The following is a 26,269-nucleotide window of genomic DNA, read 5'->3' as shown; positions in this document are numbered from 1 at the left end:
TCACATTTAATGGGTTCACATTGAACTCATCATTTTTGGCATCCCCCAACTGCTCCTGCTCATTCACTCCGATCCCTTCGTTTCCGGATGATATTGGATCCATCTTCACGATTCATCCACTCCCATTTTCTTTCGTATGCTGGCATCTGCTTTCCCTGCTCCGGCTGTTTTATCGTAATTTTTTTATTGCCGACCAAAGCAGAAATGGCCGTGAGTGCATTAACAGCATCACTCCACTGAGACGAAGTAGCTTCAATGATGACTTGTTCCATTGGTGCTTCTTCTTGTTTGTCTAAAAACAATTCAATCGCTTCCGTTTCAATCATTGCTTTCGTCAGCAGCCAGTTGGACTCACCCATCCATTCTTCCATTTGGTCTTTGGAAATTTCCTCTAATGAATAGACGATTTCTTCTTCCGTTAAATCTATAGGTTCCACCAGTGGCTCATACGTTTCGAGATAATTCACCGCATCGTCTATCGCAGCCGCAGAAAGAGGGGCGGCAAACTTAACCGGAATCCATAACCCATCAACGGCATCCTCTTCGTACTGGCCCTGTTCCATAAAACTTAGTAATTGAAAAGCATTGGGAACATCGGAGTCAAGAGGCGGATCAAACATTTGAATGATGAACTCGCGGACTTTCTCCGGCTGTATCGTTGAGGATAAGGGGGTTTTCTGCATATGGGTAAACTTTAAATATTTATTGATCATCCCGAGGCTTAAATTCGTTCCTTCTGCCAGAACAGCCGTTCCTTTTTGCATCAAATCGGCAAGAATCAGACTGTCTTCTACCGTTTGAAACTGCCGAAAACGTTCTTGCAATTTCACTTCTAAATCTTGCATTAACTGATGAATGATTTCGAGCTGCGGCAGCGCATTGCGATCGGCCAGCATTTCCAGTTCGCGCTCTTTCATTAATTGAATGGCATTTTCAACGTTACGGATCATGCTGGCAATCTTATTGCCGCCGGAAATCCCATGATCGTCATAAGCTTCGCTTAATTCGGCATCACGCCTCGCCTGAAACAGGGAGCGGCCTATATCATCATGCATGTAGTACGCCAGGGAGTCGTTCGCCATCCGAATCAACGCATCCATCATCCGTTTGCCGACATCCCTCATCTTCAGCTGCCGCGACTGTTTCGATATCCAATTGTACTTCACCAGAACGTTGACGATTTGCTCGACTTTCTTTTTCGAGGGCGATTCCGGGTCATGATAACGATTTCGATAGCGGTAATAAACCATTTCGGCATTTTCTATCGGGTCATCCAGGCCGAGCGCTTCTTCATTGATTAATTGAATGATGCGCAGAAAGCGAAGAATTTCAGCCGGCGATTGAAAGGCATTTTGTGAACCTAAATCGCTCAACACACCTGATAAAGACGCAATATCCCGCATCGACTGCATGACCTCGGGAGACGATTCACCCGTTTGAAAAATGGAGATTAAAGGCCGATCCACTTTCTCCAATCTTCTACACCCCCTGTTACTTGTTCCTGTTCCGCTTGGTGATGTTTTAAGAAGGCCAGCATGTAATCCTCATATTGCTGCCAGTTTGTGATCACTTGATGGTTATGGGTAATCCATTTAACGTTAAGAGTGCCGTGTTGTGAAACGGCCGTATATAGCTCTTTTGCGATTTGCAGGCCGTCCGGATCATAATCACTCCAGATGATGACTTGGTGAAGTGCACTATTTTTTAAGAGCTGGTGTATGCACTGCTTATGCGACGTTCTCAGGTGGCCATCCACACACAGAACAAGCGAATTCGTTTGTTTGATAAAGTCTTTTTCAGCAGTGAATCGCGTCAAAACCGCCCGATTTTCAACCAGCCACAGTGTGGCGGCTGTCGTTGCATATTCCTCTTCAGCGATCGATAAATCGGTCAGCGCATGTACAGGGCCAAAATGATAGGACGAATAATGACCTTCGATCTCGCCTGAAAAATACAACGGCGTGATTTTTCCCAGGCTGGTGAGCCCAAGATAAGCCGCCGGACACTGTGCCCATTCTTCCAGCGTGGCGATATATTCTTCTTTGTTCGGATCAAATTCCTTTGAGCCGCCGATTTTCTTATAATAACTGGCCCCGATTTCTTTCCAGTCAAAATCTGTTTTCGTAAGGCACAACTGTAAGAAAGCTAATACAAAATGAAGAAATTTCAATCGTTTTGGTATGGACCACTTGTATGGGAAAAGCGTTGAAATCTCCAGTTCGTGAAGGGCTAGCCGATTCAGTTGATCGATAGTGGTTAGCAAAGATTGAATGCCTTTGTTGCGCCTGGGTGAAAAATGGTGTTCAGGTGTATGTTCTAGCGATGCTGTTCCCAGTTTCCAGGACTCAAACTGTTGTTCAAGTGCGTCCTTCTTTTTCTGAGCTTGGACTTGCTCATAGTTGTACAAGCGATAGCCCATTCGGAAATGCATCGAATCGATCGTTTTGCCGTCGTTTTTAAAGCGAATTTCTTTGATGATCCAGCCGCTCTCCATCCATCTCAGTGTAGTCGGATCATGGTCATCCAATTTTACTTTTTTTCCTGGCGCTAATTTCATGTTCTTCAACTCGTCGTCGGGGCTTTCATCATCACTATTCGTGACGTTAGAACCTAGCGTGAGCACGCCGGTTATCCGAAACGTTCTTTGCGTTTGTTTGATTATGTTTACTTCCGTAAATGGAGAATCGGAAGGGGATGGATTTATGAGTTCAAGCTGTTCAGTACTTTTTAAAATAAATTTTTCTATATAAGCCGCAGTAGATGGATCCAGCATACCCATTCCTCTTTTTCACTTTTATATCTATTATAGTAGCAGAATGAACCTGTTAGATAGAATGGAAATATTAGAATATTAATAGAGAGAAGTGCGAAAAGCATTTGCAATCAAAAAAGACACGGAACAACCATTCCGCGCCTTTCACTTTGTATAATAGTCAACGAGGCGATCCATCTATAAGATCGCCTCGTTTTTCGTAGCTCAGGGAAGGTATGTAAAATATGGGGGTGCTTTAAATATAGCTTATGGATGTTAACTTTATGTTACGGGTGCATTAAAATTTTGCTACGGTTTCTACAAACTATTTATGGGGAGCAAACATTCAGCAACTTCGTTTTTTGGAGAATTGACCAAGTTGGAAACCTGATAAGCTTCCATCTCCTTGGCATCATAGGGGACCAGGAAACGTTTAAGCAAGTCCGTATCCTTCACATCTCGATCCAGCCATATCTTCTCTTGTTGTTTTGTAAGAATGACAGGCATCCTGTCATGAATGGATGCCATCAAGTCATTTGGCTTTGTCGTAATAATCGTACAGGAATAGACTGGTTCCCCGTCCCCTGACACCCACTTATCCCATAGGCCAGCAAAAGCAAAAGGCTGCTCACTTTTCAGGCGGATCCTGTGTGGGCTTTTTTTGCCGTCCTCCCTCTTCCATTCATAGAAGCTGTCTGCGATAACCAAGCAGCGCTTATTTTTAAAAGAGTGTTTATAGCTGGGCTTTTGGTCAATGCTTTCAGCACGGGCGTTTATCATTTTATAGGCAATCTTCGGATCTTGTGCCCAGTAAGGGATAAGACCCCATTTAAGATAGCCAAGCCTATTCTCTTTCCCGTTATTTATCAGCGTAAGAATTTGCTGGGACGGAGCGATATTGTACCGAGGGGTATAATCTTCAATTGCGGTTGTCGCTTGGAATCGATCTAGCAAAACATCCAAAGGTGTAGTTAACGTAAATCGGCCGCACATAAGGTTTCTCCTTTAGTGTTTTCTTTACATTGTACCCATCTCCAGCTTACAGCGAACGATACATTTTACAATATAATTATACACAACGAAGCGATCCGTAGGGATGATCGCTTTTTTTGGTAGAAAAAAACGCAGACTGCAGTCTGCGCCTAAGAGAAGGTTGTTTGCTAACAAGGGTCTATTTGAATATAACCAATTTGTATTAAGTAAATATGACAGGCCTTTTATAAATTTATGCTCTCCCTGTTTACATTGTTTACATTATCATTTGACATGAGATTGAATTCTTTTTCTGCTACTTTCATAAACAACACTTCATTCCCATGGAAAGTGTTCTTTTCTGTGCTTATATTTTGATAGTCTGGGGTAAAATGAAAAACGATTTTAGTTGTATCTTTACCAGAAATATTTACCAATATATCATGAATATCAATTGGGGATTGACTGATAATGTCAAATAGATGAAGCTCGTTTTCTTCCTGCTTATAGATAACAATAGCCCGCTCTTGATCTAAATAATAGATATCTTGACTGAAAACATGAACACAATAAAACATCAATACATCCACTGAATTGTCTGTGCCAAAATAAGAGCTAACTGGAATTCGTTGAGAAGCGAATTTATAGATAAAAGCCAATACTTCATCATTATTGCCATCCAGCTTTACACCGACAGTATATGCGAGATATTGGATGAGGAATCCGAACCCGTTATTTCGGTAGGGCATAGCATGGGAGGACTTGTTATAACCCAAACGGCTGAATATTGTCCTGAGAAAATTCAATTGCTCTTTTATGTATGCGCCTTTCTTCCAACGAACGAACAAAATTTGTTGCAAATACTGGAAAATGACAAAAAAGATATTCCTCCAGCAGTTGTCATTAGTGAAGATAAAACCTTATTAAAACTTGAAAAGCATCTTATAAAGGATACGTTTTATGGTGAATGCTCCGAAAATGATAGTTTGGAAGCTGAAGAAAAACTTTGCTTGCAACCACTATCACCCTTTATCACACCTGCTCGCGTAACGGAACATAATTTTGGCAGCGTTCCTCGTGTTTATATTGAGACGCTTAAAGATAATGCAATCTCCACAAAGTGCCAACGAGAAATGCACACCAAAACACCTTGTCGACAAGTGCTTACTATGGATACAGACCATTCACCATTCTTTTCCCAACCAGAAGTATTATTCTCGCATTTGAAAAATTTAGGCTCGTGAATTGGTATTGAATCTTCACAGCTATATGATAAAGGCTCCCGGACGGGGAGCCTTTGCTACTTCATTTACCTTCATTCTTCGGATGCACAAGCTTTAGTCTTTTTGATGTTCCGAAAACCCACTCTTTAAAACAGTAGCAGGCTAATAGTAGATTAGAGACAATAAACCAGATGAGCAGGATATAAGTGATGACAATAAAACCACCTTCACTCAATGCCATTTACGATTCCCCCCTCATGGAATGCCTGATGATATTGAAAGTTGTGATCAGGTGAAAATAATGTACCGATTAACGGGATGGCGGCAGCAATAATATGTGAGATTAAGTAACCTACCCACAAAGGAAGCACCGGTTCAATGAGTCCCGCCCCAGGAAGTACGGCAAAATAGAGGGCTGAAAGCGTACCTATCACCAATCCCCAAAAGGCTGCCGTTTTATTCAGTCTCTTGATGAACACAGATAAAACAAATGGCCACGTCATCGCTAGTGTTAATGCGCCTACTGCGTAATTGAGGTACAATATCGAGACTTGCGCCAGGCTAAATGCCGCTATACATAACCCACCGATGATGACGACACCACGTGCCACTTTCATTTCCTGGCTTGCTGCCATGGGAGCATTTTTTCTAATATAAGGAATGTAAATATCTCTTACAATGAGCGTCGACAATGCATTAAGGCAGGAATCTGTAGTAGACAAAATCGTGGCAATCATGATGACGGCCATGGCATAGGCTCCCCAGCTACCAAGCAGCTGACCCACAACCGCAGGAAAGACCTCCGAAGGGTTCACATTAATTCCCTTAGCCAAACCGATCATCCCGATTAGACCTGCAACCGCAGGAATCGGCAGCCATAAAAATGTCGTGCCAAGAATCAGCTTCGATTCCGTTCCTTTTTTGCTTGCATATACGCGCTGCCATACACTCTGATCAATAATCGCATAGTTAAGAAAAGAAAGAATGCTAACGAATAGCCATCCCGTAATACTTTCTTTCGTATACAGCAGCGTTGCTGTTTTAACAGAGGAATGCGCCAGTCCCTGGTAGATTTCACTCGGCCCGCCTGCTACCCACAACGTGGTAGGGATGATGATCGCCAGCAAAAGAAGCAGCATAACAAACTGCACAACATCTGTTCCGATGGATGCCCTTAACCCGCCGATTGTTACATAGGTGGTAACAATGAGCGCGCCTAATATAACGGCAGCTGCATGAGGAATGCCAAACAAAACATTCATGACAAGCCCGATGGCAGTAATCTGCAGCACTGCCCAGAAGAAGGATTGCAGGATACCCACAATAGCGAAAACGAGATGGGCTTTTTTTCCCAATCTCAATTTCATGAATTCAGGCAATGTACTGATGGAAGGGGCTATCTTGCGTACCCTCTTAAAAATAGGCCACCCAAGCAATAACGCGGACAAAAGAACCGAGAAACTATACATATAAAAACCAGCGACGCCAAACTTGTAGGCTCCTTCTGCTGCCCCCATCAGGGAACTGCTCCAAACCCAAACGACCACTAAAGAACTCATGGTCATAGGCAAGCTCATACTTTCACGTGCAGCTAAAAAATCATCCAGATTATTTTTACCCTTTCGCTTCATAGCTATAGAAATTAAAACCATAATAATTCCAAAAACGAACATCGTGATATACCCAATGGCGCTATTTAGCATGACTTAACCCCCTTGCTTAAAATTTCTCCATTTATCGTTGTTAGTTCTCCTTCACTCCAACCACTCAATTGGAACGAAACATATTTGCCCCATGCTTGCATGTCTCCACCCTCTCCACAAGGAGGGCCATAGCAATAGAAAATCTCCTTATTTAGAGGGTCAAGAATTTCCGAACTGACGGTTCCTACTGCATCACCATGATTACAGGTTGAACTTCCCCAAGCAGACGTATGTTCCTGTAAATGATGGTTGCAAAGTAAAGCCTGTAAAAACTCAACTGCACCTTCCCGTTTGCCTTCACTGAGCCTATGCATCCCTGATTGATAGCGTAGAATGGAACAGGTTTCCGCTACTTCCTTATCATTAACAAAAGGAAGATTCATAAAATGGTTCGTGCGAATCACGACAGTATCCGGGTTCCATTGAAAATGCTTCTTCTTTGGATGAATTTCGCTTACTAATAGATTGCCTTGATCATCAGCGAAAAGAAAATTGCCGTGAGTTTGCACAGGCTCATGCCGTAAATAGTGTTCAATCTCTTGCAATGATTGGAAACCACTCAAAATGTGATGGCCGAACTCTTTAAAACCAATGCCTCCCTGGTAGAATTCCGGACTGCAATCGACATAGGCAAAAGTAAAAGCAATTCCTCTATCATTTATTCCTCTCGTAATCATACTGGACCATGGCAGGTTATCATCAGGACAAATAAGTTCTGTCCCAACGAACCGACCCTTATCCCCTTCAACCACTCGCACTCTCGTCCTGGTATCCCATGGATTATCACTGTTGGACGCCAAAAGATAATTTTCTCCGTTTCGAATCGCCACAATCGTACATCCTGGTATCAACATTGCACCTCCATCTGCTATCAGTGAAAAAGAACCAGCCTAGGGGTTCTTTTTCACTCGCTTATTCGTCTCATTAGAATGGCTGCCAACAGATGCTTCCAGCGGAAATTAAGCTTTTCAAGCTTCATTTTGTTCTATTGGATTCAGTTGCTCGGGCACGAACTCGCTTTGCTTCAACCGCATCAAGAAGAAATAAGAGACTCCACCGACTGCGATCCCTAAAAACCAGTTATAGGTGTAGAGGCTTTGCAGAGACGGAACCACAAGCCCAATCAAGGCTACAATTACACCTAAAGCCATTGCGATAAAGGCCTGCGGGTTCCACCCGTTGCTAAATGTGTACTGCCCTTCTTTTACGAAGAAACTATTGAGGTCATATTCACGGCGCCGTACTAAATAGAAATCTACAATCATGATTCCAGACACCGGTCCTAACATACCTCCGATGGCGCCTACGATATTAAAAATAGTGCCCGCGTTATTAAACCAGAGCCAGGGAGCAAACAGTACACCAATCGCTATCGAGATGATACCTGCACTCACAAAATTGAGCTTCTTAGGAAATAAGTTTATCAAGTCGTATGCAGGTGACACGACGTTTGCCACTACGTTAACAGAGAGAGTTGCAATAAGCAGGGCAAACGCTCCGAGCAGCACCACCACAGGGCTCTTAAATTGGAGCAACAGCTGGACCGGATCGGTTATTGGCTTGCCAAAAGCGATAATCGTTCCTGCCGTGATCATGATGCTCATCACAGCGAAAAAGGTCATCATCACGGGTAACCCCACTGCCTGGCCGATGACTTGATCCTTCTGGCTGCGGGAGAAACGGGTAAGGTCTGGAATGTTCAACACCAAGGTAGCCAGTACACCGATCATCCCGGAAACAGAAAGGAAGAAACTACTCCAGAATGACCCTCCGGAAAGCTTCGCCGGCACCGAAAATAAAGGCCCTACTCCGTGCGCAATATTTATGGCCCACCCCACCAAACCTAAGCCAAGCACGATAACGAGCGGTCCCGCCCACATTTCAAAACGCCTGACCCGCTCCATCCCATGGGAAATCACCCAGGCATGCAGCAGCCAGAACACCCCGAAGGCTATCGCATCGTTAAGGCCCATCCCCAAAAAGGTATGGCTGCCAAGCGAAACCCACCCGGGAAATAACACACTTAAGACAGCGCCAACGGCTTTACTGCCGGCATACGCCTGCACGGCAAACCAGAAAATGGCGACAAACGCACGAATTAAGACCGGCACATGCGCCCCTTTGTGCCCGAATGAGGCTCTTATCAAAACCGGGAATGGCAAACCATATTTCGCACCTGCCACGCTGTTGAGCCATATGGCCGCGATCAACGCTACGTTTGAGAGAGCCACAGCGCCTAATGCCTGCCATACATTCATACCCATCGCAATTAAACTTCCGGCCAGTTCATACGATACGATGTTGTGGATCATTCCCATCCAGATCATGGAGTAGGATAGCCAATCCCAATTCCTCTTTTCTTTTGGAATAGGCGCAAGATCTTCATTGTATAAGGAAGGATCTGGATTGACGATAGGGTTTACAGTTGAATCCATCAATATTGCCCTCCCTTATTTATTTAGGAACGTGGGCCAATCGGTCTGGAGCGGGTCTCACAGCCGTCCTATGCGGCTGTTAACTGTAGCCCGTCACTTTACCCCGTTCACTTTTAGCCCTTCCTGTTTATGCTCTGGCATACCTGAGCAGCGTTTCTGTAAGCAGCTGTGTTCCTTTTGCGATATCTTCCGTATCGGCCCACTCTTTTGGACTGTGGCTGATCCCTTTGCGGCACCGGACAAAAATCATGCCGATATCGGTAATCTCGGCGAGGAGCATAGCATCATGCCCGGCCCCACTTATCATATGAGGGGCATCAAGGGATAACTTCTGGCTGAGCTCTGTCATCGTCTCAATCACGTGGGACGCGCAATTCATCGGTGGAACCTCCATCATCACCTGGACGTCATGCTTTAGCTTTCGCTTATCACATACTTGTTGAATAAAATCCTTCACTTTATTAAAGACATGATCTCTGCGCACGGGATCCGTATCACGAATATCGAGGGAAAACTCGATCGATTCCGGTATCACATTGGCGCCGCCTGGTTTGGCTGTAATGCGACCCACCGTGCCAACCGTTGGTGCCGCCGGATCTGCGCTGCATATCCCTTCAATCGCGTGAATGATTTCCGCTGCACCAACCATCGGGTCCTGCCGCATATTCATCGGTACCGTTCCGGCATGCCCTGCTTCCCCTGTTATCCGAATGTTGAGCCATACAGGTCCGGCAATTCCCGTTACAATGCCTACCGCTTTGCCCGCCGCCTCCAGATAAGGGCCCTGTTCGATGTGCATCTCCAGATACAGGCCAACCTCTCCTTTTTTACGGATCGATTCAGCCATGCGGTCCGGCTGCAAACCAAACTGCTGCAGCGCTTCATACCGCGTAATGCCGCCCAGGTCGGTATGCTGCAGATCCTTCTGCTCGATTCTGCCGACCATTCCCCGGCTGCCGAATAACCCGCCATTAAAACGGGGGCCTTCCTCGTCACAAAACGCGACAACTTCCACCGGATGTGAGAGCGCTATGCCCGCTTCCTGCAGGGCCCGCACCCCTTCAATGGCGCCGACCACACCGATGATGCCATCAAACTTTCCGCCGTTTGGAACCGAATCAATATGGGAGCCTAGCATCACCAGGGATGCATTCGGGTTTGTTCCTTCTTTGCGGCCGATGAGATTGCCAAAGTTATCCAGGCGGACTTGCATTCCTGCCTCTTCCATCCATTGTGTCACCAGTGCCTGCGCCTGCCGGTCTTCTTCGGAAAGCGCCATACGGTGCACGCCTCCATCCGCCGTCCTCCCAATCTCCCCTAACCGGGTAATATGTTCAGCGATTCTTTTTGCGTTGATTGCGTATGTGGTAACCATCGCGTCCTCCCGCCTGTGTAGTTAAAAGAATCCCCGCGAGGAATGAACCGCGCAGGGACTGTCGCTGCTGACTTTACTTTCGTACTTTACTTGTGGCTTCGTAATCAATTTCTCCGCTGTCCATGATGATGACGCCGTATTTATCACGCGCCGTCTCCCTGGAGATGTATTCATCCAGCACATCTGCCAGAACAAGTTCTGCATCCCGCTCCATTGGATTTCCGTATCCGCCGCCAGACGGTCCAACCAGCTGCAGGGTATCTCCTTCTTTTGCACGCCTGTTCGGAATCTTGGAAGGCAGGGCTTCTTCCCCTTCGATGCCTGGATTTAAACTGAGGCTGCCAACCTTGCCGTCTTCGCCTCCGCTAAATCCCCATGGCGCATGGGCATGGCCCTCTCCTTCGACAGAGAAACTGCTTGGAGCCAGGAAGGAAACCTCTCTTACGGAACCGAGGCCGCCCCGCCATTTGCCCGCACCGCTGCCGTCATTACGCAGTTCATAACGGTTAATGCGCAGCGGATAATGGGATTCAATGTCTTCGATTGGATTATTTCGCGTATTGGCGTACAGCGTATCCACCGCATCCATGCCGTCTTTTCCAGAACGGCCGCCGTAGCTGCCCTCCATAATATCCATGTACACCCAGTAGTCTTCGCCTTTCAGGCCGCTAAACGCGATAACATTCAAGTTGCCTACACCCGCGCTTACCTGGCGCGGCACAACCTGACTCAGCGCTTTCATTAACGTATCCGCCACGATATTGCCGGAACCGAACCGCGCGATCGTTGGCGCCGGAAAAATCGGATTGCACAGCGTCCCTTTAGGAGCCACGATGCGCACCGGACGGGTAAGGCCGGAGTTCTGCGGAATCGTGCCATAGATGGTGGAGTCGAGCAAAATCGAACGCAGTGTTAAGTAAATGGCGCAATCGACCGTACCTTCGAGCGGCATATTGATCGGGCGATCGTCGATTTGCGGCGCGGTTCCCGTCAAATCAATCGTCATGTCACTGCCATCAATCGTGACGGTCACGGCAATTTTCAAGTTGCGTTTGGCAGGGTCCGGGCTGTCCAGATAACCGTCGAGGAAGCCTTCTGCCGCATATACGCCGTCCGGCAGTTTCTCAATCGCACTGCGCATCATCGTTTCAGAGTAGCTCATCAGGTCATCGCTCGCCGCCAGCACGGTTTCCAGCCCATACTTCTCCACAATCTCCAGGTAGCGCTGGGCGCCGATTTTAGCTGCCGCAATCTGAGCCTCCATATCGCCGACCACCATGTCGCTCGCCCGTATGTTATCGCGCAGCATGTGCCATACGTATTCGTTCTTGCGCCCTTTGTCATACACCTTGATCGCTTTAAACTGAAGGCCTTCCGCATAGGCGTCGACCGCATCGACAATGCCGCAGCTGCCGGGTGTTAAGGCCCCCACATCCAGATGGTGTGCAGTGGTCACCGAAAATCCAATGAGCTCGCCTTTATAAAATACAGGTACACAAAAGCCGATGTCAGGTCCATGCGAAGCGCCGTGATAGGCGGAGTTATGCATGATGACATCACCGTCCGCGAACTCATCGCCTCTTTCTGCCATAATTTTTCGAATTCCGCGCACATAGCCAGGAATGGGTCCGGACTGCAGCGGCGTGCTGTGGCTGGACTCGCACAGCTGCTGATTGTTGACGTCAACCAGTGCACAGCCAAAGTCCTCGGATTCCCGAATGATGCTTGAGTATGACATGCGAGCAAGCTTATGGCCCATCTCAATGGCTACATTTTCTAACGCGCCGCGAATGACCTGGGCGGTAATTGGATCAATCTTTTTTCCCTGTTCAACCGTCTTCACGTTATCTCACCTCAACTTTAATAATGATGTTGCCGCTCTCTTCCACGAACGCTGTGCAATGTGGAGGAAGCACGGTCGTCGTATCCTTCTGCAGGATAATGGCCGGACCCGCTACCTCGGCGCCAATCGGCAGATACTCACGTTGATAGAACGAGGTTTCCAATGTCTCAAGCTCTCCATCGACCTTAAAAATGGCGCTGGCCTTCTTAATCAATGCGTCCTCCAGGCTGCCCGTCCCCATTACAACCGGCTGCCCAATCTTCGGCATCAGCCCGATACCCGTCACCCGAATATTCACAATTTCAATCGGGCTTTCCAGGAAGAAGTGGCCGTACTCTGATTTGTGGAATTGATGGAACTGCTCCCATGTCTTCTGGATGCTTTGTTCAGTGAGTTCGCCATCCGGCAGATCAACCCGGAGTTCATAACCCTGTCCGATGTAGCGGCAGTCGGCCATGCACAGCACTTGAATTTCTTCCGGTTTGACGCCGTCCGCCTGCAGCTGCACGCGAATTTGCTCCTTTAATTCAGTAAGATCCCGGTTTAGTTGTGCATAGTCAATCTGCGTATTGAGCATAAACTCGGTTTTAATGACGTCGTATTTCAAGTCTGTGGTTAGCAGACCTGTGGCTGACGTAATGCCAGGATGAGGCGGGATGATAACCTCCGGAATGTTGAGAATCTGCGCCACCTCTACCGCATGCAGCGGACCTGCCCCGCCAAACGCAATCAGCGAAAACTCACGCGGGTCGTACCCTTTCTGCACGGTTTTCGCCCGAATGGCATTGGCCATGTTGTTGTTTAAGATGGTGAGGACACCCTCCGCCGTCTCCGGTACGCCGAGCTCCAGCTTATCAGCCAGCTCCTCAACTACCTTAAAGGCGGCATTCGGGAAAATCGACATCTCCCCGCCGAGGAAGTTCTCTTCGTCCAGTCGGCCGAGTACCACGTTGGCATCTGTAACGGTTGGTTTCGTGCCGCCGTGGCCATAGCACGCCGGACCCGGACGTGAACCTGCGCTGCGCGGACCGACTTTAAAGGCGCCGCCCTCGTCCACGTAGGCAATACTGCCGCCGCCTGCCCCAATCGTATGGATATCAATCATCGGGACCATCACCGGATAGCCGGCAATCCACGTATCCCGTGCTGACGATTCACCATATCCCTGCTCCGTAATGATGCCGATATCCGCGCTCGTGCCGCCCACATCAAACGTAATCAGCTTATTGCGCTTAGAAAGATTGCCTGACCAGGAGCCTCCCAGCACCCCGGCGGCCGGACCTGAAAGCAGCGTATTGACCGGCTTTTCTGAAACCGACTGCGGGGTCGCCACGCCGCCATTGGAGCACATAATATGCAAATCCGCATCGATCCCGGATTCTTTTAAACGCGTCTGCAGGTTATCGATGTACAGCTTTACTTTCGGGCCGACAAACCCGTTAATGGCTGCAGTCGTAAAACGCTCAAACTCCCTGAACTGCGGGGATACGCTCGCAGAGGTCGTGACAAAAGCTTCCGGATACTCTTCCTGAATGATTGCCCGTACCCTGTCTTCATGCTGGGGGTTAATATAGGAGAAAAGGAAGGAAACGATAATCGATTCTACACCTTCCGCTTTAAGCTCCCGTACCGCTTCGCGAACCTCCTGCTCGTTGAGTTCCACCAGAACCTCACCGGTAGGGGGGACAAGCCGTTCGGTTACAACTTTGCGGTGACGGCGCTGCACCAGCGGACGGTCCTGCCAGGGGATCTCCTGCATAATGGAGTAATTCTGCGGCCGTTGGTGGCGTCCAATATGTAAAATATCCCGGTAGCCTTTCGTGGTGACCAGCCCGGTTTTCGCGCCATCGTATTCAAGAATCGAGTTGGTCGCAATCGTTGTCCCGTGGAACACCCGATTAATTTCAGCCTTTGGAATCTGCTTTCGCTGGCATAACTCCTCTATTCCCTGCACAACCCCAATGGATGGATCCTCTAACGTCGTCGGCGTTTTATGAATCCACGTTTCTCCCGAATCTGTATTGGTAAAAACAATATCAGTGAAAGTCCCTCCTACATCAACACCGAATAATTTCATGATGATTGCTCCTTTCCCGTTGGGATTTTGGTTTAGGAATAGAACTAGCAAGTATCATGCCAAGTTTGCTTTCCCTATTTGTATAAGGTTTCATCGCTGCTTTCTTGTGTCCATAAAGAAAAAGTTTGCAATCTTGCAAACTTTTATCTGATAATTCGATATTGTATTAACATAAATCTCCCTGCTTATAGCTATTTGCGTATTTGCTATTTTAATTGCAATTCTGCAAACACAATGTTGTACTTTTTAACTTTTCTGCTAATTGTAGAAATATCCACGCCTAATTTTTCACTCACTTCTTTTAAGGTGCGCGATTGATTTACAGCCTGCTGCAGAATGTTTCGTTCATATTGGGAAAGGGCTTCTTTGAGTGTCAGGCCTTCCCGGTCGGGCGGGTTCTCCAGGACGGCATTCAGCATCTTATCCGGCAAATCCTGCATGTGAATGTGGTCGTCCGGTATGGTTACCACCAGCCGCTCAACCGTATTCTGCAGCTCCCGCACATTACCGGGCCATGGATAATTCAAGAGCATCTGCATCGCTTCCTTCTGCAGTGCCTTATTCTTATTGTATTTATCGTTATAGAGCCCAAGAAAATGTTCGACAAGAAAGGGAATGTCTTCTTTTCTATCGCGTAAACCCGGGATGGTAATCGGAATGACATTGAGGCGGTAGTACAGATCCTCACGAAACGTTCCTTCCTCCACCATCTTCTCTAAATTCCGGTTCGTCGCCGCAATGAACCGGACATTGACATCAACAGGCGCCGTATTGCCCAGAGGGGTGATCTGTTTCTCCTGCAGTACCTGTAAGAGTTTCACCTGCAACTGCAGAGGCATCTCTCCGATTTCATCCAGGAACAGCGTGCCCTCGTTGGCGCTGACAATGATGCCTTGCTTTCCTTCCTTGTTTCCGCCTGTAAATGTGCCTTTGGCATACCCGAATAGCTCCGACTCCATTAAGGTCTCCGGAATGGCCCCGCAATTGATTTTTAAGAAAGGCTTCGCCTTGCGCGGACTCAGATTGTGAATGGTGCGCGCCAGCACTTCCTTTCCAACCCCTGATTCACCCAGAATGAGCACCGTGGAATCCACATCAGCCACCCGCCCGGCGAGATCGTACACTTCTTCCATCACTTTGGATCGGACAACAATGCGATCCTCTCCGTGCCGCCCGATCCGAACCCATTCGGATTGGTAGTGGCGCATCATCTGCCTCATCTCGTCCAGCTTCTTAGCCAGCTTGTCCTCTTCGGTAACGTCCCGGGAAATATTGATTACCTTATTCATCGAACCATCCTCGTTGTAGATGGGATACCCGGACACCACCAGTCGCCGGCCCGATTTTGTCGTTTGGGCCACGGTGACTTTTCTTCCTTCCTGGATGACGCGTTTCGTGGAGGACGTACTAACCACGCCCTCCTTCTCCATGACATCCACGGGATGCCCCACCAGATCCCGCTCTTTTACACCCAATACCTTCTCACAGCTGGCATTCACGCGCAAAATGGTGCCATCCTTATCCGTAATGGTCACCAGTTCGCCAACAAGGTTCATAATGGCTTCCAGCTCCTGCTTCAGCTCGGTAAATTGCGGGGACTCTTCGGCCAGCTGGTTCAGTATATGGTCTTGATAAAGGAGAATAAGGCCAGCTTTGCTGCCGTTTGCTAACGCGAAAGGAATTTCAACCAGGACAAGAGGGGTTCCGGCATCCGTCATATCATGGGAAACAGAAGATGTATTCGTTTTGATGGCTTTAATGACCGCGGTTGATGCGAAAAGGGAATGAATAAATGCTCCCTGCATCTGATCGGGCGTGCGGCCCAGTATCTCTCTGGCAGCCTGATTGCTAAACGTGATTTGTCCAAGCGCATCCGTCACAATCAGGCCAAAGGGAAGGAAATCCATAATCTTCTCAGTATAAAACAGCAACGGACATACACCTCCTGCAGGAATTTAACTTTGTCGCCGGGATAGACGCCAACACCACGATGGCATGGGTTGCAATTCAACAACAATGTTTGCAGTTTTTCCTCTTACATTTTTATCAATAATAGAGTGAATGTTTAAAATTATCAATAGAAAAAATTGCATGCTTGCAAACGTGTGTCCTTCTTTTTTCTGTATTTTTCGCTGTTATTCCCCTTTTTGACTCCCTTTTAAGCTTGGCATGTTTCTTGCTCAAGCTGTATGTGAACCAATTTTTTTGAAAAAGGAGGGTTTGTCATGAGCCAGGAACAAGAAACAGGAATGAGTCTCAAGTCAAAAGAATTGATGCCTACCGGGGCCGAACAGCGTTCGATGTCCAACATGGCGTTTCTGATGCTCTGGATTGGCATTGCCGTGCAGCTGGTTACCTTTATTGCGGGCGCCCAGCTGTATCCAGCCCTGTCTCCGGCCGAAATCCTGCTCACCTGCCTTATCGGGAACTTTGTGGTGGCGATTCTCCTCACGCTGATGGGCGACATCGGCATCCGCTATGGCATTCCGTATGCGGTGTACATCCGGGCCTGCTTCGGCTATCTGGGCACACACATCCCTGCAGCCATACGGGCCATTCCCGCTGTGTTCTGGTTTGGTTTCCAGACATGGATGGGAGCCTTTGCACTCAATACGATCATGAAAGTGCTCACCGGCTATTCCAATCTGACGCTTCTCATCATTGTGTTTGGCGCCCTGCAAATCATCAACACCGCCATGGGCATGGATGCCATCTCCAAGTTTGAATGGCTGGCATCACCAAGCCTTCTGATCATCGGTGTCGCGATGCAGATCATGGTCATGAATGCCCACCATCTGACATTGGGCAGCATCTTTTCCATGCATGGCAAAGGCGGTATCTCCATCGGTTTCGCCATCGCTGTGCAGATGGGCACGTACATTACGATGGCCCTTAATGCGCCCGATTTTACCCGCTTCTTAAAAGTCAGTCCGAACAACCTTGGGGGCTCCTGGTGGCAGGCGAACAAAGGCAGCTTCTTTGGCCACAGCATCGGCCTGGTGGCATCGATGCTCCTGTTTACGCTGATTGGTCTCACGAGCGGCATCGCCACAGGCAACTGGAATCCGGTCGAGGTGATTGTACAAACGGTTGGACAGAACAGCCCGCTTCTGCTCCTGGTGTGCCTGGCGTTTATCATTCTGGCCCAGTGGTCCACAAACATCAGCGCGAACCTACTTCCACCTGCTTATATCATTATCAATTTCTTCCCACGCAAAATTAACCTGGTTACGGCGTCGATCATCGCCGGCGTCATCGGATTACTGATTCAGCCCTGGAATTATTCCGACCAGATTCCTACCATTCTTGTGATTATTACGGCTCTCCTGGGGCCAATTGCCGGCATTATGTTCTGTGACTACTACTTACTGCGCAAGCGGCAGCTAAACGTTGAGGAACTGTACAAAGCCGGCGGCCAGTACCGGTACTGGAAGAACATCAATCCTGCCGCCCTGCTTGCCTATCTTCCCGCTTTTCTCTTAGGGTTCTTCTTTCCGGATTATGGCTTTATTAATTCGTTTGTCGTATCCATCGTCGTCTACTATCCGGCTATGAAGTACTGGATTGTAAAAATCTATCCGCAGCCTGAAATTAGCGAACCGCCGCTTACCAGCGAAAAAATAACCAAGGAAGAAGGGATCGAATATGAAAATTAAAGTGATTAATCCGAATACCACATTGGCCATGACCCGCGGGATTGAAGCCGCAGCCAAAAGCGTTGCCAGATTTGATACGGAGATTGTTGCGGTGAGCCCTGACATGGGCCCGACTTCTATCGAGTCTTATTATGATGAGTATTTAGCGATACCAGGCGTGCTGCAGGAAGTGCAAAAAGGTGAGCGTGAAGGATTTGATGCCTATGTGATCGCCTGCTACGGCGATCCGGGACTGCAGGGGGCGAGAGAAATCACGAAGGCTCCCGTGATCGGCATCGCAGAAGCCTCAATGTATATGGCCTCGATGCTGGCGGCGCGGTTCTCAATTGTGACGGTTCTGCCCCGCATTAAGACGATGATGGAAGAACTGGTTCACGGCTATGGCATGGGTCACCGCGTGGTAAACGTGCGGACTACGCCGATGTGTGTGCTGGACTTTGAACGGGATCCGGAAGGCGGCATGAAGATGCTGGCAGAGGAAGGCCGAAGAGCCGTAGAAGAGGATCATGCGGAAGCGATTCTACTGGGATGTGCCGGGATGGCGGAATTCGCGAATAACCTGGAAAATGAACTGGGCGTCCCTGTGATTGACGGGGTGGTTGCCGCTGTGAAGTTTGCGGAAGCGATTGTGGACTTAGGAAAGACGACAAGCAAACTGAAGACATATAAAGCACCTGAGCCTAAACAGTTTACTGGTATGTTTGGTAGTTTTAGCACAGCGCCATCGCAAAAAAATTAAAGAGTAAGAATGCAGGTACAATAGTGTATTGGAGTAGAATTACAGACGCGAATGCCCAGAAGGTTGGGTTAAATCGCGCCAGTTTTTTCACTGATACTAGCAAATCTGAATCCTTTTTCACAAGTAATTGGGGACGCGAATAGAACGCGTCCCCAGCCATTTTATTCAAAAGTATTCTATAATTAAATGTTAAAAAACATTACCGAGGTGTGAGATTATGCAACGGGAAGAAGTTCGGAGCATTTACCCTGATCAGTATGTCCTAGAACTCAGAAAAAAATCTTTCTACAGGTGCCGCTAAGATGCAGGTCAACTCTACATAAAACTCAATGGAGACGTGTATTGCACTCGCTCCTAACCAGGCCGTTATCATCCATTGGTGATAGCCTTTCAAATTCATCATGGTTCGAATTCGACGCACACACGTGCAATGTCATCTTCAGCCTGTTTATCATTTTTTACAAAATGGGTATAAAAGTAGTTTTTATTTCAATACTGAGGCCACGTAAAATTATTCCTATAATACTCCTCTTTCAACCTTTTCAAATCATGTTCCCACTCCGCAATCGCGTACGCGTACTTGGTCCTACCTCCGATTTGAGATTTACGTAAGCGTACGTTTCGGGCAATGGTATATACGATTTCTTTCAAAGGCATTGTCGATATTCCTTTTGACACGAGAATATCCCAGCGTTTCCGACGAGTGAGGCCTGTAATTTGATAACCCAGCCTATGCAAATCGGTTTCCGTCCGAAAGTTTCCTTGCTGGCTTGAGCGGCCTTCGGATTCCTTAGCTTCCGTATTTGGCCAAGAGAAATAATCAGTATTGGAAATGAGCGGCTTCACCGAAGTCGGTGATACCATAGCTTGTTTAGTTGGCTGTGAAGAAGCTATTGTTTTTTTAGGATTTGGCGGATAATCAACCGGATCAAGTTGAACAGTGACCCGATAAGGCTCTATTGCCCGATAGAGCATTAATTTCATTTCATCATAAGCAAATACTCTATTGCAGGAATTGCAGAGTAACAGTTCAAATAAGATTCTCTTTTCGATTGTTTGTTTGCCCTTCGCTGTTCCTTCCACCACAAAATGCTTCTTTTGAATTACGGAACCGGGACAATGCGGACAATAAATCGTTTTATTTTTCACCTGCCAGATGGTTTTTGCCGTTGCCTCTGTTAGTAATGTTTCCGTTCCCGCTGCGGCCTCCGTGATCGTCTGAATCTCTTTTCTCAACTTCCCCCAGATCTTCTCTTTTTCCGTCCCGCAAAATAGCTGCCCTTTTTCCAAAAGTGTTTCCATTGTCTTTAGGGCTTGTGCAGAGGGTGCTTTTGAATCTCGTAGAGCATAATATTCTTGATATAATTGAATTTCCGCAATGGTACTCTGGTTAAGGTATCTTAAGCTATCTTTGGATACTTTGATCAACTTAACATCTTGATCAACGTAGTGTGCATACCATAAAAACTGGGCAAACTGTTTTTCGTCCAAATTCGCATCCAAAAAAGGCCATTCCGCTTCCAGAAGCAACTCAAATAAGGACTCGAGAAATGAAAATAAATCATAAGCTAGCAAACATCGAATATACGCGAGAATAATATTAGGTGAGTTCGTCTCGATAATTGTTTGAGTTATTCGATCATAATTTTCCAGTAAGTATAGATGAATGGACTCTTCAAATGGCTTCTCTATAGCCGCGGCAACAAACTTCAAAGTGTCGAAATACAATTCATCTAGTGCGTCTGTCTCATCTGATTCGGCGGAAAAGATGCGATTGATTAATGATGTGAAGAGAGATTGAATTGTCTCGCCATTCATATTGCCGCCCCAATAGGGGTTCCTTAAAAGATGCTGAAGTCCGGCTGCGACATGAGAGAACTGTTTAAGCGACAAACTGTTTTTCATATGGTGAAACACTTTGGGAATACTCTCCATGCTATAAAGTTCCACCAGCCCATCTAAAAGCCTCACTATAAGATCATCATGACCGTGCTCATAAATCAGCTCCCAAAGCAGTTCATTTTCCGAACGAGTTTGCCGATACAATAAATCTAGTTGTTCAAACGAACGTTGAAGTTGCTGTAGGCTTAGGGAAAATTGATTTGATAATTCTTCTTTCCTCATCAACATCTTCTCCATTGCTCTATTTGTCCTTTACTGATTCCTAAACAATTGTATTTCGACATCAAGCAAGTATTTCCTTGTAGATAATGGTAGGAACCAAGGGTCTTACCATTATCTACAAGAAGTATAGTAAAGTGCATTGTAATCATGTGTTGCTAGGATAAATCTTGTTTGGATAACTTATTTACTGTGAAATACATTCGGCAAAAATCCTTTTATTTGCTATTAACGAATGATAATCCGATGAACGGTCCAATATGATTGTACCCTCTCATTGTGACCGATGAATGTAAGCAAACATACGTTCATGTTTCTTAAACACTCACAAATCAGCTGTTCCGCGAGTTTTCGCGCCGCATTTTAGATACGCAAACCTCTGCGTCCCATCCGGAGTAATGTTCTAAAACAGGATATTGGCCCATCAAGGATGACCCTTCGTAAATCGCAAAGGCCACTTTGATATCCGGCTTTAACTGACGGTTTCGTGAATGAAGCACTTGGAGGATGTTTGAATCTGATGGCATCATCTCAAGTTCATTCAGCGGGCCTAGCAGTCGTTCGGCTTCCGCCACAAGTTCCGGTTCCGCCACGACGAACAGTCCGATCATGAGGAGACCGTCCTCCAACATGGATTGCGGATTCGGCATCCATCGGATGGCGTTCTTTGTATCGCCGATACGTGAGAGGGTCCAGCGGGCAACGCTGTTTTCTGTAAGCGACATCTGGTGGCTGACATTCGTGACCCCGCCGTCATAGGGATGGGTTTGACCGATTAGAGCATGAGCTGTTATCGTTGCCATTATTACATCAACTCCTCTTGATGAATAGGATAGCCGAAACGGGAGACAAAGCGATCCACCAGCCCGTTATAGTATGCTTCTGACACGACGGGCCGTGCGCCCCGCAAAATTTCTTCCATGTAAGTAACGGGCGGCGCCGTTTCTTCCTCCTTGTTCACCACCACGAATGTTAGCGCCTCACAGGTTGAACCGTCCCGCATCCGAACGGAAACAACAACCGGGCGATACAAACCTAATAATACACCTTCTCTACCATACAGGTATCCTTTAACAGCTTCTACCGGGATATCGTATACCTTTCCTTCCGTGCTGCCGCCCGATTCGACGATATCGGCACGCCCACCGTCCTCCGCCTTTCTGGTGAACTGAAGGTTGAAGCCATCCAGGACGCCCCTGCCATTTACATTCTGAAAAAATTCCTGAACCCCCGCTTCCTCCATCCTTTTCATGTCCATGCAGCTACCATATGCGAAGTAAAAAATCTTCGGTTTCTGAAGCATATGGTACAACTTCCAATCGCCTTCCTCTATGTTCGTGAAACCGCGCTCGAAACGATCGCTCGCATATACATAAGTCCATGCCAATACGGTGCCGTAATCCGTTTCTATCGGAATATTCACGCGTTCATAATGATTTCGGCAATCGCCCGGACCATAGTAACCCTCCAAACGGTCAAGATGGAGCATCGTTTCGTCATCCACTGCATATACCTCGCCATTCACCCGGCATTCCGGATTTTGAATTAGGGCAGGGTAGCCATAACCGGTATCAACCAGCCGCCCGTTCATTCTTGCCGATAAGGCCACTCTTGTAGAGCCGGCCAAGTAATGATAGTTGCCCTCTCCTTGACGCAACGTCCCGTAAACAAAGACATGTTCCATGATAGAACCTCCTTTAAATAGTGGTTGTTTTGTTTTACACCTTTATTACACCACAAAGCCTGCCACAGATTTGTAGCAGGCTTTGTGGTATCTTCTTATTTCGGCCAAACCGATTTTATAACAAGGAGTTGAGCACCGTTCCACTGATACTTGTTCTGTTGGCGCACCATAAAATCTGGGAATCCGTCGGAACGCAGACTGTTTAGAATACGGTCAACCGTAGTACGAAGGCTGGTCGATTTGATAGTTCTGTAGATATTTACAAGCCAATATTCATCTGGTGGAGGTGTTTTTGCAGTAGCGAGGTCTTTTATAAGCTCTGCGAAATCATCCGTAATCCTGCTTGAAAATCCATCATACCAAAGCAGCGGACCTTGATCAGTTCCAAGGTCAAGTACGAGTTCTTTTGATTCATGGCAAAGCTGATTATATTCGTCATACGATAATGGAACCGGTTCCGCCCCATTCTTATGCAGCATAAAGGGCTTTCGCTCCTGCGGTGTCATTTGAAGCAGATAATATACCGCTTCATACTCAGACTGATACTTTCGTGCCGAATCCAGACTTCGCCCCATCTCCAAGTAGTTTTGGGCTTTCTCTATATTATGAAGAGCAAAGCTGCATCTCGCCGCCTGATAAAAAGATTTAATCTTCCGTCCACGGTCAATGCATTCACTCAAAAGCGCCTTTTCAAACCATTCGAGTGCTTCTCGTTGACTGTATTCTAGGATTGCCACATGCCCAAGATGATAAGCTGCGGCAGCTTGTATCGAAGACGTAGTGTCCGATTTCAGTACCTCAAGAAAGTACGGTTTCGCCATATGCGCATTCATCATTCGTTCCTTAATGTCAGTCCCCCTATCCAAATAAAGCTTCGCCAGATTACTTTGCGCAAGTATCCGTTCCTCTCCGTCCAAGTAAGGTAGCCACTTTTGAATGATTTTAATGCTTTCTTCCCGAACCTCATCTTCAGACAGATCGGTTCGTTCGTCCAATGCAAACAGTTCATCGTCGAAGTTCATAAAGGGTGCACCTCCAAATTGATTTACTGTTTTCTACTCTTTCTAAATATTCCGTAACCAAATCTTTTGGCACCAACCATACAGCTTCAATGAAATATCAATCGTTTTATCCCAGTCATATCAATATTCACGCTGGCGGATTCCCCCCAGACTTTGAACACTTACACTCTTAATCTCTCGTTTACGTAAAATTAATCCATTACACATGTACTTCTTTAATTAGAACTTCTTCTGAACTGGCCAACATAGCTTTTATGAGTTCCATGACGAGTTGTCCATCGACCAACTTCTTGTTCTTAAAATATACGCGTCCGAATCTATTTAATCGGTCTTTGTTTCACCTATTATGACATCTGAAACAGTGCATGAAAAAAGGAACAGATGGGACTCACCTCTGTTCCATCTTATAATTTTCTGAAAGACTGAACAAAGTAAATTTATCCTTCGCGCGGCAGCAATCTCAACTTCAATTATTAATTTCGTTTCCCTGTGCCATAACTTCCTGGAAGTCGATAATCCATTGCATCAATATAGTTCGTACTATTTTGTCTGCTATTTCTCTTGTTACCTTTATTTGTTTTTTCTTTAGGTAAACTGATTATCCCATCAGCAGGCCCAATCGGAATGTGAGTAGTATCTTTTCTTTCTCGCTTCTTCTTCACACTTTTATTATTAGACTGATTAACATCATGTGGTACAACATTTTTATTTTCAATTGATTTCTCTGGATGAGCTTTTTTCCGAGCTGCTATTTTCGTTTTTGGTAGAAGCTTATTTTTTTTATTTGAATTGAAAGAATCGCTATAAAGCCACCGTAAATTATAGCGCATATCCGGAAAAATATTTTTAGTTGTAATTCTACCTCTATCCCTTGCTGCTATCCCCCTAATGAATTGAATTCGATCCCTTTCAAATGGAACAGGAAACAACTCCCCTGTTTTTCGATCCTTGAGACACATAACATCACTGAAAGATACACCATCAAAAGTAAGATCTGCCAACCGGTAGAACGAAAAGGTTACTTTCTTACTTCCGTTTATTGAGACTTCCTTTATCATCCTAAATCAGCCCCATTCTTAATGGATGAAAGCAGCAATATTATTGAGCCGGTGCGATGTTATTTGATGAATAACTTATAGAATTTTGCTCGATTAAATTCCTTATCCCAAGCTATTCAACATATCCCATAATGAATTGCCATTTCTCGGACAATGTAACTCCTTTCTCACCTTCTTATCTTCGGGCGACCACTCACGGAATATCATACTTTTTTTAAGCTTTTGAGACTCCTGAGAGAATACCGATATGTTCAGTGATTTGATACTCATCGTTCTTCTTTTTGCTTACTATTAGACTTTCTCTGGTGGACTGTTCATTTCAGTCCCATTGTTTTCTAACCTATTTATCTTCCCTATAACTTGATAAGTACTTCTTCCGTTAATAATGACTTCAGTACAAACCCAAACGATTTCGAAATCAGCATTTATAGTCAACTTAAACTATGGAGGTTCAATAAGGCTTAATTTGACTTAGATAATAAGTTATTTCACGATTAACCGGGTATTCGTGTTAAAAAGATGAAATCCTTTAAAGCTACCATCTACTGTGCCAAATTCGCCCTGTTTAAAGTTCTCTTTTTAAATTTCCTGATGGCTTATTAAAGACATGTTTATATTTTTGCTCAAAGAATTTGCAGAGGATCAGAGAGAGGAAACTTGATGAAGTGGAAATCTCATACGTGGGTTGGCTCTAGGAGGCGATACAGGAAACGGTAAGCAAGGGGAGAATATATGTAAAACCCCTATTTGTAGAAGAAAATCAGGAATAACGTACCTTCCCTTTGGCGTGTAAAAGAGATTATGGCCAGGTGCAACAACTATGTGGATAACATTATTCTGACACCGTTGAGGTCGAACAAACCCAGTGTGGAGTTAAAAACACCTTTATCATTGTTAGGAGGGTTTGTCATGAGCCAGGAACGAGAACGGGAATGAGTCTAAAGTCAAAAGAGTTGATGCCTACCGGGACCGCACTGTGCACGATTTCGAGCATGTCGTTTCTGATGCTCTGGATTGGATTGACGTACAACTCGTTACATTTATTACAGAGGCTCAGCTGTCTCCAGCCCTGTCTCCTGCCGAAATTTGCTGACCTGCTTAATCGGGAATTTTCTAGTGGTGATTCTCTTCACGCTGATGGGCGACATCGGCATCCCTTTGGCATTCCGTATGCGGTCTAGATCCGGGTCTGCTTTGGCTATCATCTGGGCACACACATCCCCACGTACATTATGATGGCCCTGAATGCGCCCGATTTTACCCGCTTCTTAAAAGTCAGCCCGAACAACCTGTCAGGCTCCTGGTGGCAGGCGAACAAAGGCAGCTTCTTTGGCCACAGTATCGGTCTCGTGGCATTGATGCTTTTGTTTACGCTGATTGGCCTTACAAGCGGCATCGCCACAGGCAACTGGAATCCGGTCGAGGTCATTGTGCAGACGGTCGGACAGAACAGCCCGCTCCTGCTGCTGGTGTGCCTCGCGTTCATTATTCTCGCCCAGTGGTCCACCAACATCAGTGCCAACCTGCTTCCACCTGCTTATATCATTATCAATTTCTTCCCGCGCAAAATTAACCTGGTTACGTAAGTAGATTATTCAACCTTATTTAT

The 26,269-nt window shown here is 46.4% G+C and carries 22 protein-coding genes; 4 read left to right on the top strand and 18 right to left on the bottom strand.

Annotation, left to right across the window (positions count from 1 at the left end):
* Positions 1-59: 59 nt before the first annotated feature.
* The 4 genes from PP175_RS04095 to PP175_RS04080 all read right to left on the bottom strand — a co-directional run bounded on the left by PP175_RS04095 (position 60) and on the right by PP175_RS04080 (position 4,500).
* On the bottom strand, positions 60-1,475 hold the full coding sequence (locus tag PP175_RS04095) for a hypothetical protein (RefSeq protein WP_272441568.1): 1,416 nt from the start codon (positions 1,473-1,475) through the stop codon (positions 60-62).
* Complete coding sequence (locus PP175_RS04090; protein WP_272441567.1) at positions 1,451-2,773, bottom strand: DUF7281 domain-containing protein; 1,323 nt, start codon at positions 2,771-2,773, stop codon at positions 1,451-1,453. The genes PP175_RS04095 and PP175_RS04090 overlap by 25 nt, the downstream gene beginning before the upstream one ends.
* Positions 2,774-3,070: 297 nt before the next feature.
* The gene (locus tag PP175_RS04085; RefSeq protein WP_272441566.1) at positions 3,071-3,745 is read right to left on the bottom strand and encodes an SOS response-associated peptidase; all 675 of its coding nucleotides are present in this window, start codon (positions 3,743-3,745) and stop codon (positions 3,071-3,073) included.
* 224 nt (positions 3,746-3,969) lie between these two features.
* Positions 3,970-4,500: a hypothetical protein gene (locus tag PP175_RS04080; protein WP_272441565.1), complete on the bottom strand. Its 531-nt coding sequence runs from the start codon at positions 4,498-4,500 to the stop codon at positions 3,970-3,972.
* Here PP175_RS04080 and PP175_RS04075 point away from each other — a divergent pair.
* Complete coding sequence (locus PP175_RS04075; RefSeq protein ID WP_272441564.1) at positions 4,477-4,968, top strand: hypothetical protein; 492 nt, start codon at positions 4,477-4,479, stop codon at positions 4,966-4,968. The two genes, PP175_RS04080 and PP175_RS04075, sit on opposite strands and share 24 nt — an antisense overlap.
* Positions 4,969-5,029: 61 nt before the next feature.
* On the opposite strand, the gene PP175_RS04070 is transcribed toward PP175_RS04075, so the two are convergent.
* The 8 genes from PP175_RS04070 to PP175_RS04035 all read right to left on the bottom strand — a co-directional run bounded on the left by PP175_RS04070 (position 5,030) and on the right by PP175_RS04035 (position 16,311).
* Entirely contained in the window at positions 5,030-5,188 is a 159-nt protein-coding gene (locus tag PP175_RS04070; RefSeq protein ID WP_272441563.1) for a hypothetical protein, read from the bottom strand.
* Positions 5,175-6,650 (bottom strand): sodium:solute symporter family protein, encoded by a 1,476-nt coding sequence (locus PP175_RS04065; RefSeq protein ID WP_272441562.1) that lies wholly within the window; start codon positions 6,648-6,650, stop codon positions 5,175-5,177. Before PP175_RS04065 ends, PP175_RS04070 begins: the two co-directional genes overlap by 14 nt.
* Positions 6,644-7,504 carry a carcinine hydrolase/isopenicillin-N N-acyltransferase family protein gene (locus PP175_RS04060; RefSeq protein ID WP_272441561.1) on the bottom strand — a complete coding sequence of 287 codons (861 nt, stop codon included), beginning with the start codon at positions 7,502-7,504 and terminating at the stop codon, positions 6,644-6,646. Before PP175_RS04060 ends, PP175_RS04065 begins: the two co-directional genes overlap by 7 nt.
* Positions 7,505-7,618: 114 nt before the next feature.
* Positions 7,619-9,085, bottom strand: a complete 1,467-nt coding sequence (locus PP175_RS04055; RefSeq protein WP_272441560.1) for an NCS1 family nucleobase:cation symporter-1 — start codon at positions 9,083-9,085, stop codon at positions 7,619-7,621.
* A 127-nt stretch (positions 9,086-9,212) separates the two neighbouring features.
* Entirely contained in the window at positions 9,213-10,460 is a 1,248-nt protein-coding gene (locus PP175_RS04050; protein WP_272441559.1) for a Zn-dependent hydrolase, read from the bottom strand.
* A gap of 73 nt (positions 10,461-10,533) precedes the next feature.
* Entirely contained in the window at positions 10,534-12,303 is a 1,770-nt protein-coding gene (locus tag PP175_RS04045; protein ID WP_272441558.1) for a hydantoinase B/oxoprolinase family protein, read from the bottom strand.
* 1 nt (position 12,304) lies between these two features.
* Positions 12,305-14,380, bottom strand: coding sequence for a hydantoinase/oxoprolinase family protein (locus PP175_RS04040; RefSeq protein ID WP_272441557.1), 2,076 nt, complete (start codon positions 14,378-14,380; stop codon positions 12,305-12,307).
* A 206-nt stretch (positions 14,381-14,586) separates the two neighbouring features.
* A complete protein-coding gene (locus tag PP175_RS04035; RefSeq protein WP_272441556.1) occupies positions 14,587-16,311 on the bottom strand; it encodes a sigma 54-interacting transcriptional regulator in 1,725 nt (574 codons plus the stop codon).
* A 294-nt stretch (positions 16,312-16,605) separates the two neighbouring features.
* Between PP175_RS04035 and PP175_RS04030 the strand changes: the two genes are divergently transcribed.
* Entirely contained in the window at positions 16,606-18,036 is a 1,431-nt protein-coding gene (locus PP175_RS04030) for a cytosine permease (RefSeq protein WP_272441555.1), read from the top strand.
* Entirely contained in the window at positions 18,026-18,775 is a 750-nt protein-coding gene (locus PP175_RS04025) for an aspartate/glutamate racemase family protein (RefSeq protein ID WP_272441554.1), read from the top strand. The genes PP175_RS04030 and PP175_RS04025 overlap by 11 nt, the downstream gene beginning before the upstream one ends.
* A 489-nt stretch (positions 18,776-19,264) precedes the next feature.
* Here the strand turns inward: PP175_RS04025 and PP175_RS04020 are convergent, their stop codons facing one another.
* The 6 genes from PP175_RS04020 to PP175_RS03995 all read right to left on the bottom strand — a co-directional run bounded on the left by PP175_RS04020 (position 19,265) and on the right by PP175_RS03995 (position 25,865).
* A complete protein-coding gene (locus PP175_RS04020) occupies positions 19,265-20,899 on the bottom strand; it encodes a hypothetical protein (protein ID WP_272441553.1) in 1,635 nt (544 codons plus the stop codon).
* A 329-nt stretch (positions 20,900-21,228) separates the two neighbouring features.
* On the bottom strand, positions 21,229-21,699 hold the full coding sequence (locus PP175_RS04015; RefSeq protein WP_272441552.1) for a hypothetical protein: 471 nt from the start codon (positions 21,697-21,699) through the stop codon (positions 21,229-21,231).
* A 2-nt stretch (positions 21,700-21,701) separates the two neighbouring features.
* Positions 21,702-22,580 carry a gamma-glutamylcyclotransferase family protein gene (locus PP175_RS04010; RefSeq protein WP_272441551.1) on the bottom strand — a complete coding sequence of 293 codons (879 nt, stop codon included), beginning with the start codon at positions 22,578-22,580 and terminating at the stop codon, positions 21,702-21,704.
* A gap of 95 nt (positions 22,581-22,675) precedes the next feature.
* On the bottom strand, positions 22,676-23,602 hold the full coding sequence (locus tag PP175_RS04005) for a hypothetical protein (protein WP_272441550.1): 927 nt from the start codon (positions 23,600-23,602) through the stop codon (positions 22,676-22,678).
* A 473-nt stretch (positions 23,603-24,075) separates the two neighbouring features.
* Entirely contained in the window at positions 24,076-24,660 is a 585-nt protein-coding gene (locus PP175_RS04000; protein ID WP_272441549.1) for a hypothetical protein, read from the bottom strand.
* Positions 24,661-25,703: 1,043 nt separating this feature from the next.
* The gene (locus PP175_RS03995; protein WP_272441548.1) at positions 25,704-25,865 is read right to left on the bottom strand and encodes a hypothetical protein; all 162 of its coding nucleotides are present in this window, start codon (positions 25,863-25,865) and stop codon (positions 25,704-25,706) included.
* Here PP175_RS03995 and PP175_RS03990 point away from each other — a divergent pair.
* Positions 25,842-26,246, top strand: a complete 405-nt coding sequence (locus PP175_RS03990; RefSeq protein ID WP_334314202.1) for a cytosine permease — start codon at positions 25,842-25,844, stop codon at positions 26,244-26,246. The genes PP175_RS03995 and PP175_RS03990 overlap by 24 nt on opposite strands.
* Positions 26,247-26,269: the final 23 nt, after the last annotated feature.

Source organism: Aneurinibacillus sp. Ricciae_BoGa-3 (genome assembly GCF_028421645.1).
Classification (GTDB): domain Bacteria; phylum Bacillota; class Bacilli; order Aneurinibacillales; family Aneurinibacillaceae; genus Aneurinibacillus_B.
The sequence above is the reverse complement of the archived record's forward strand: the minus strand, read 5'-3'. Positions and strand labels throughout refer to the sequence as shown.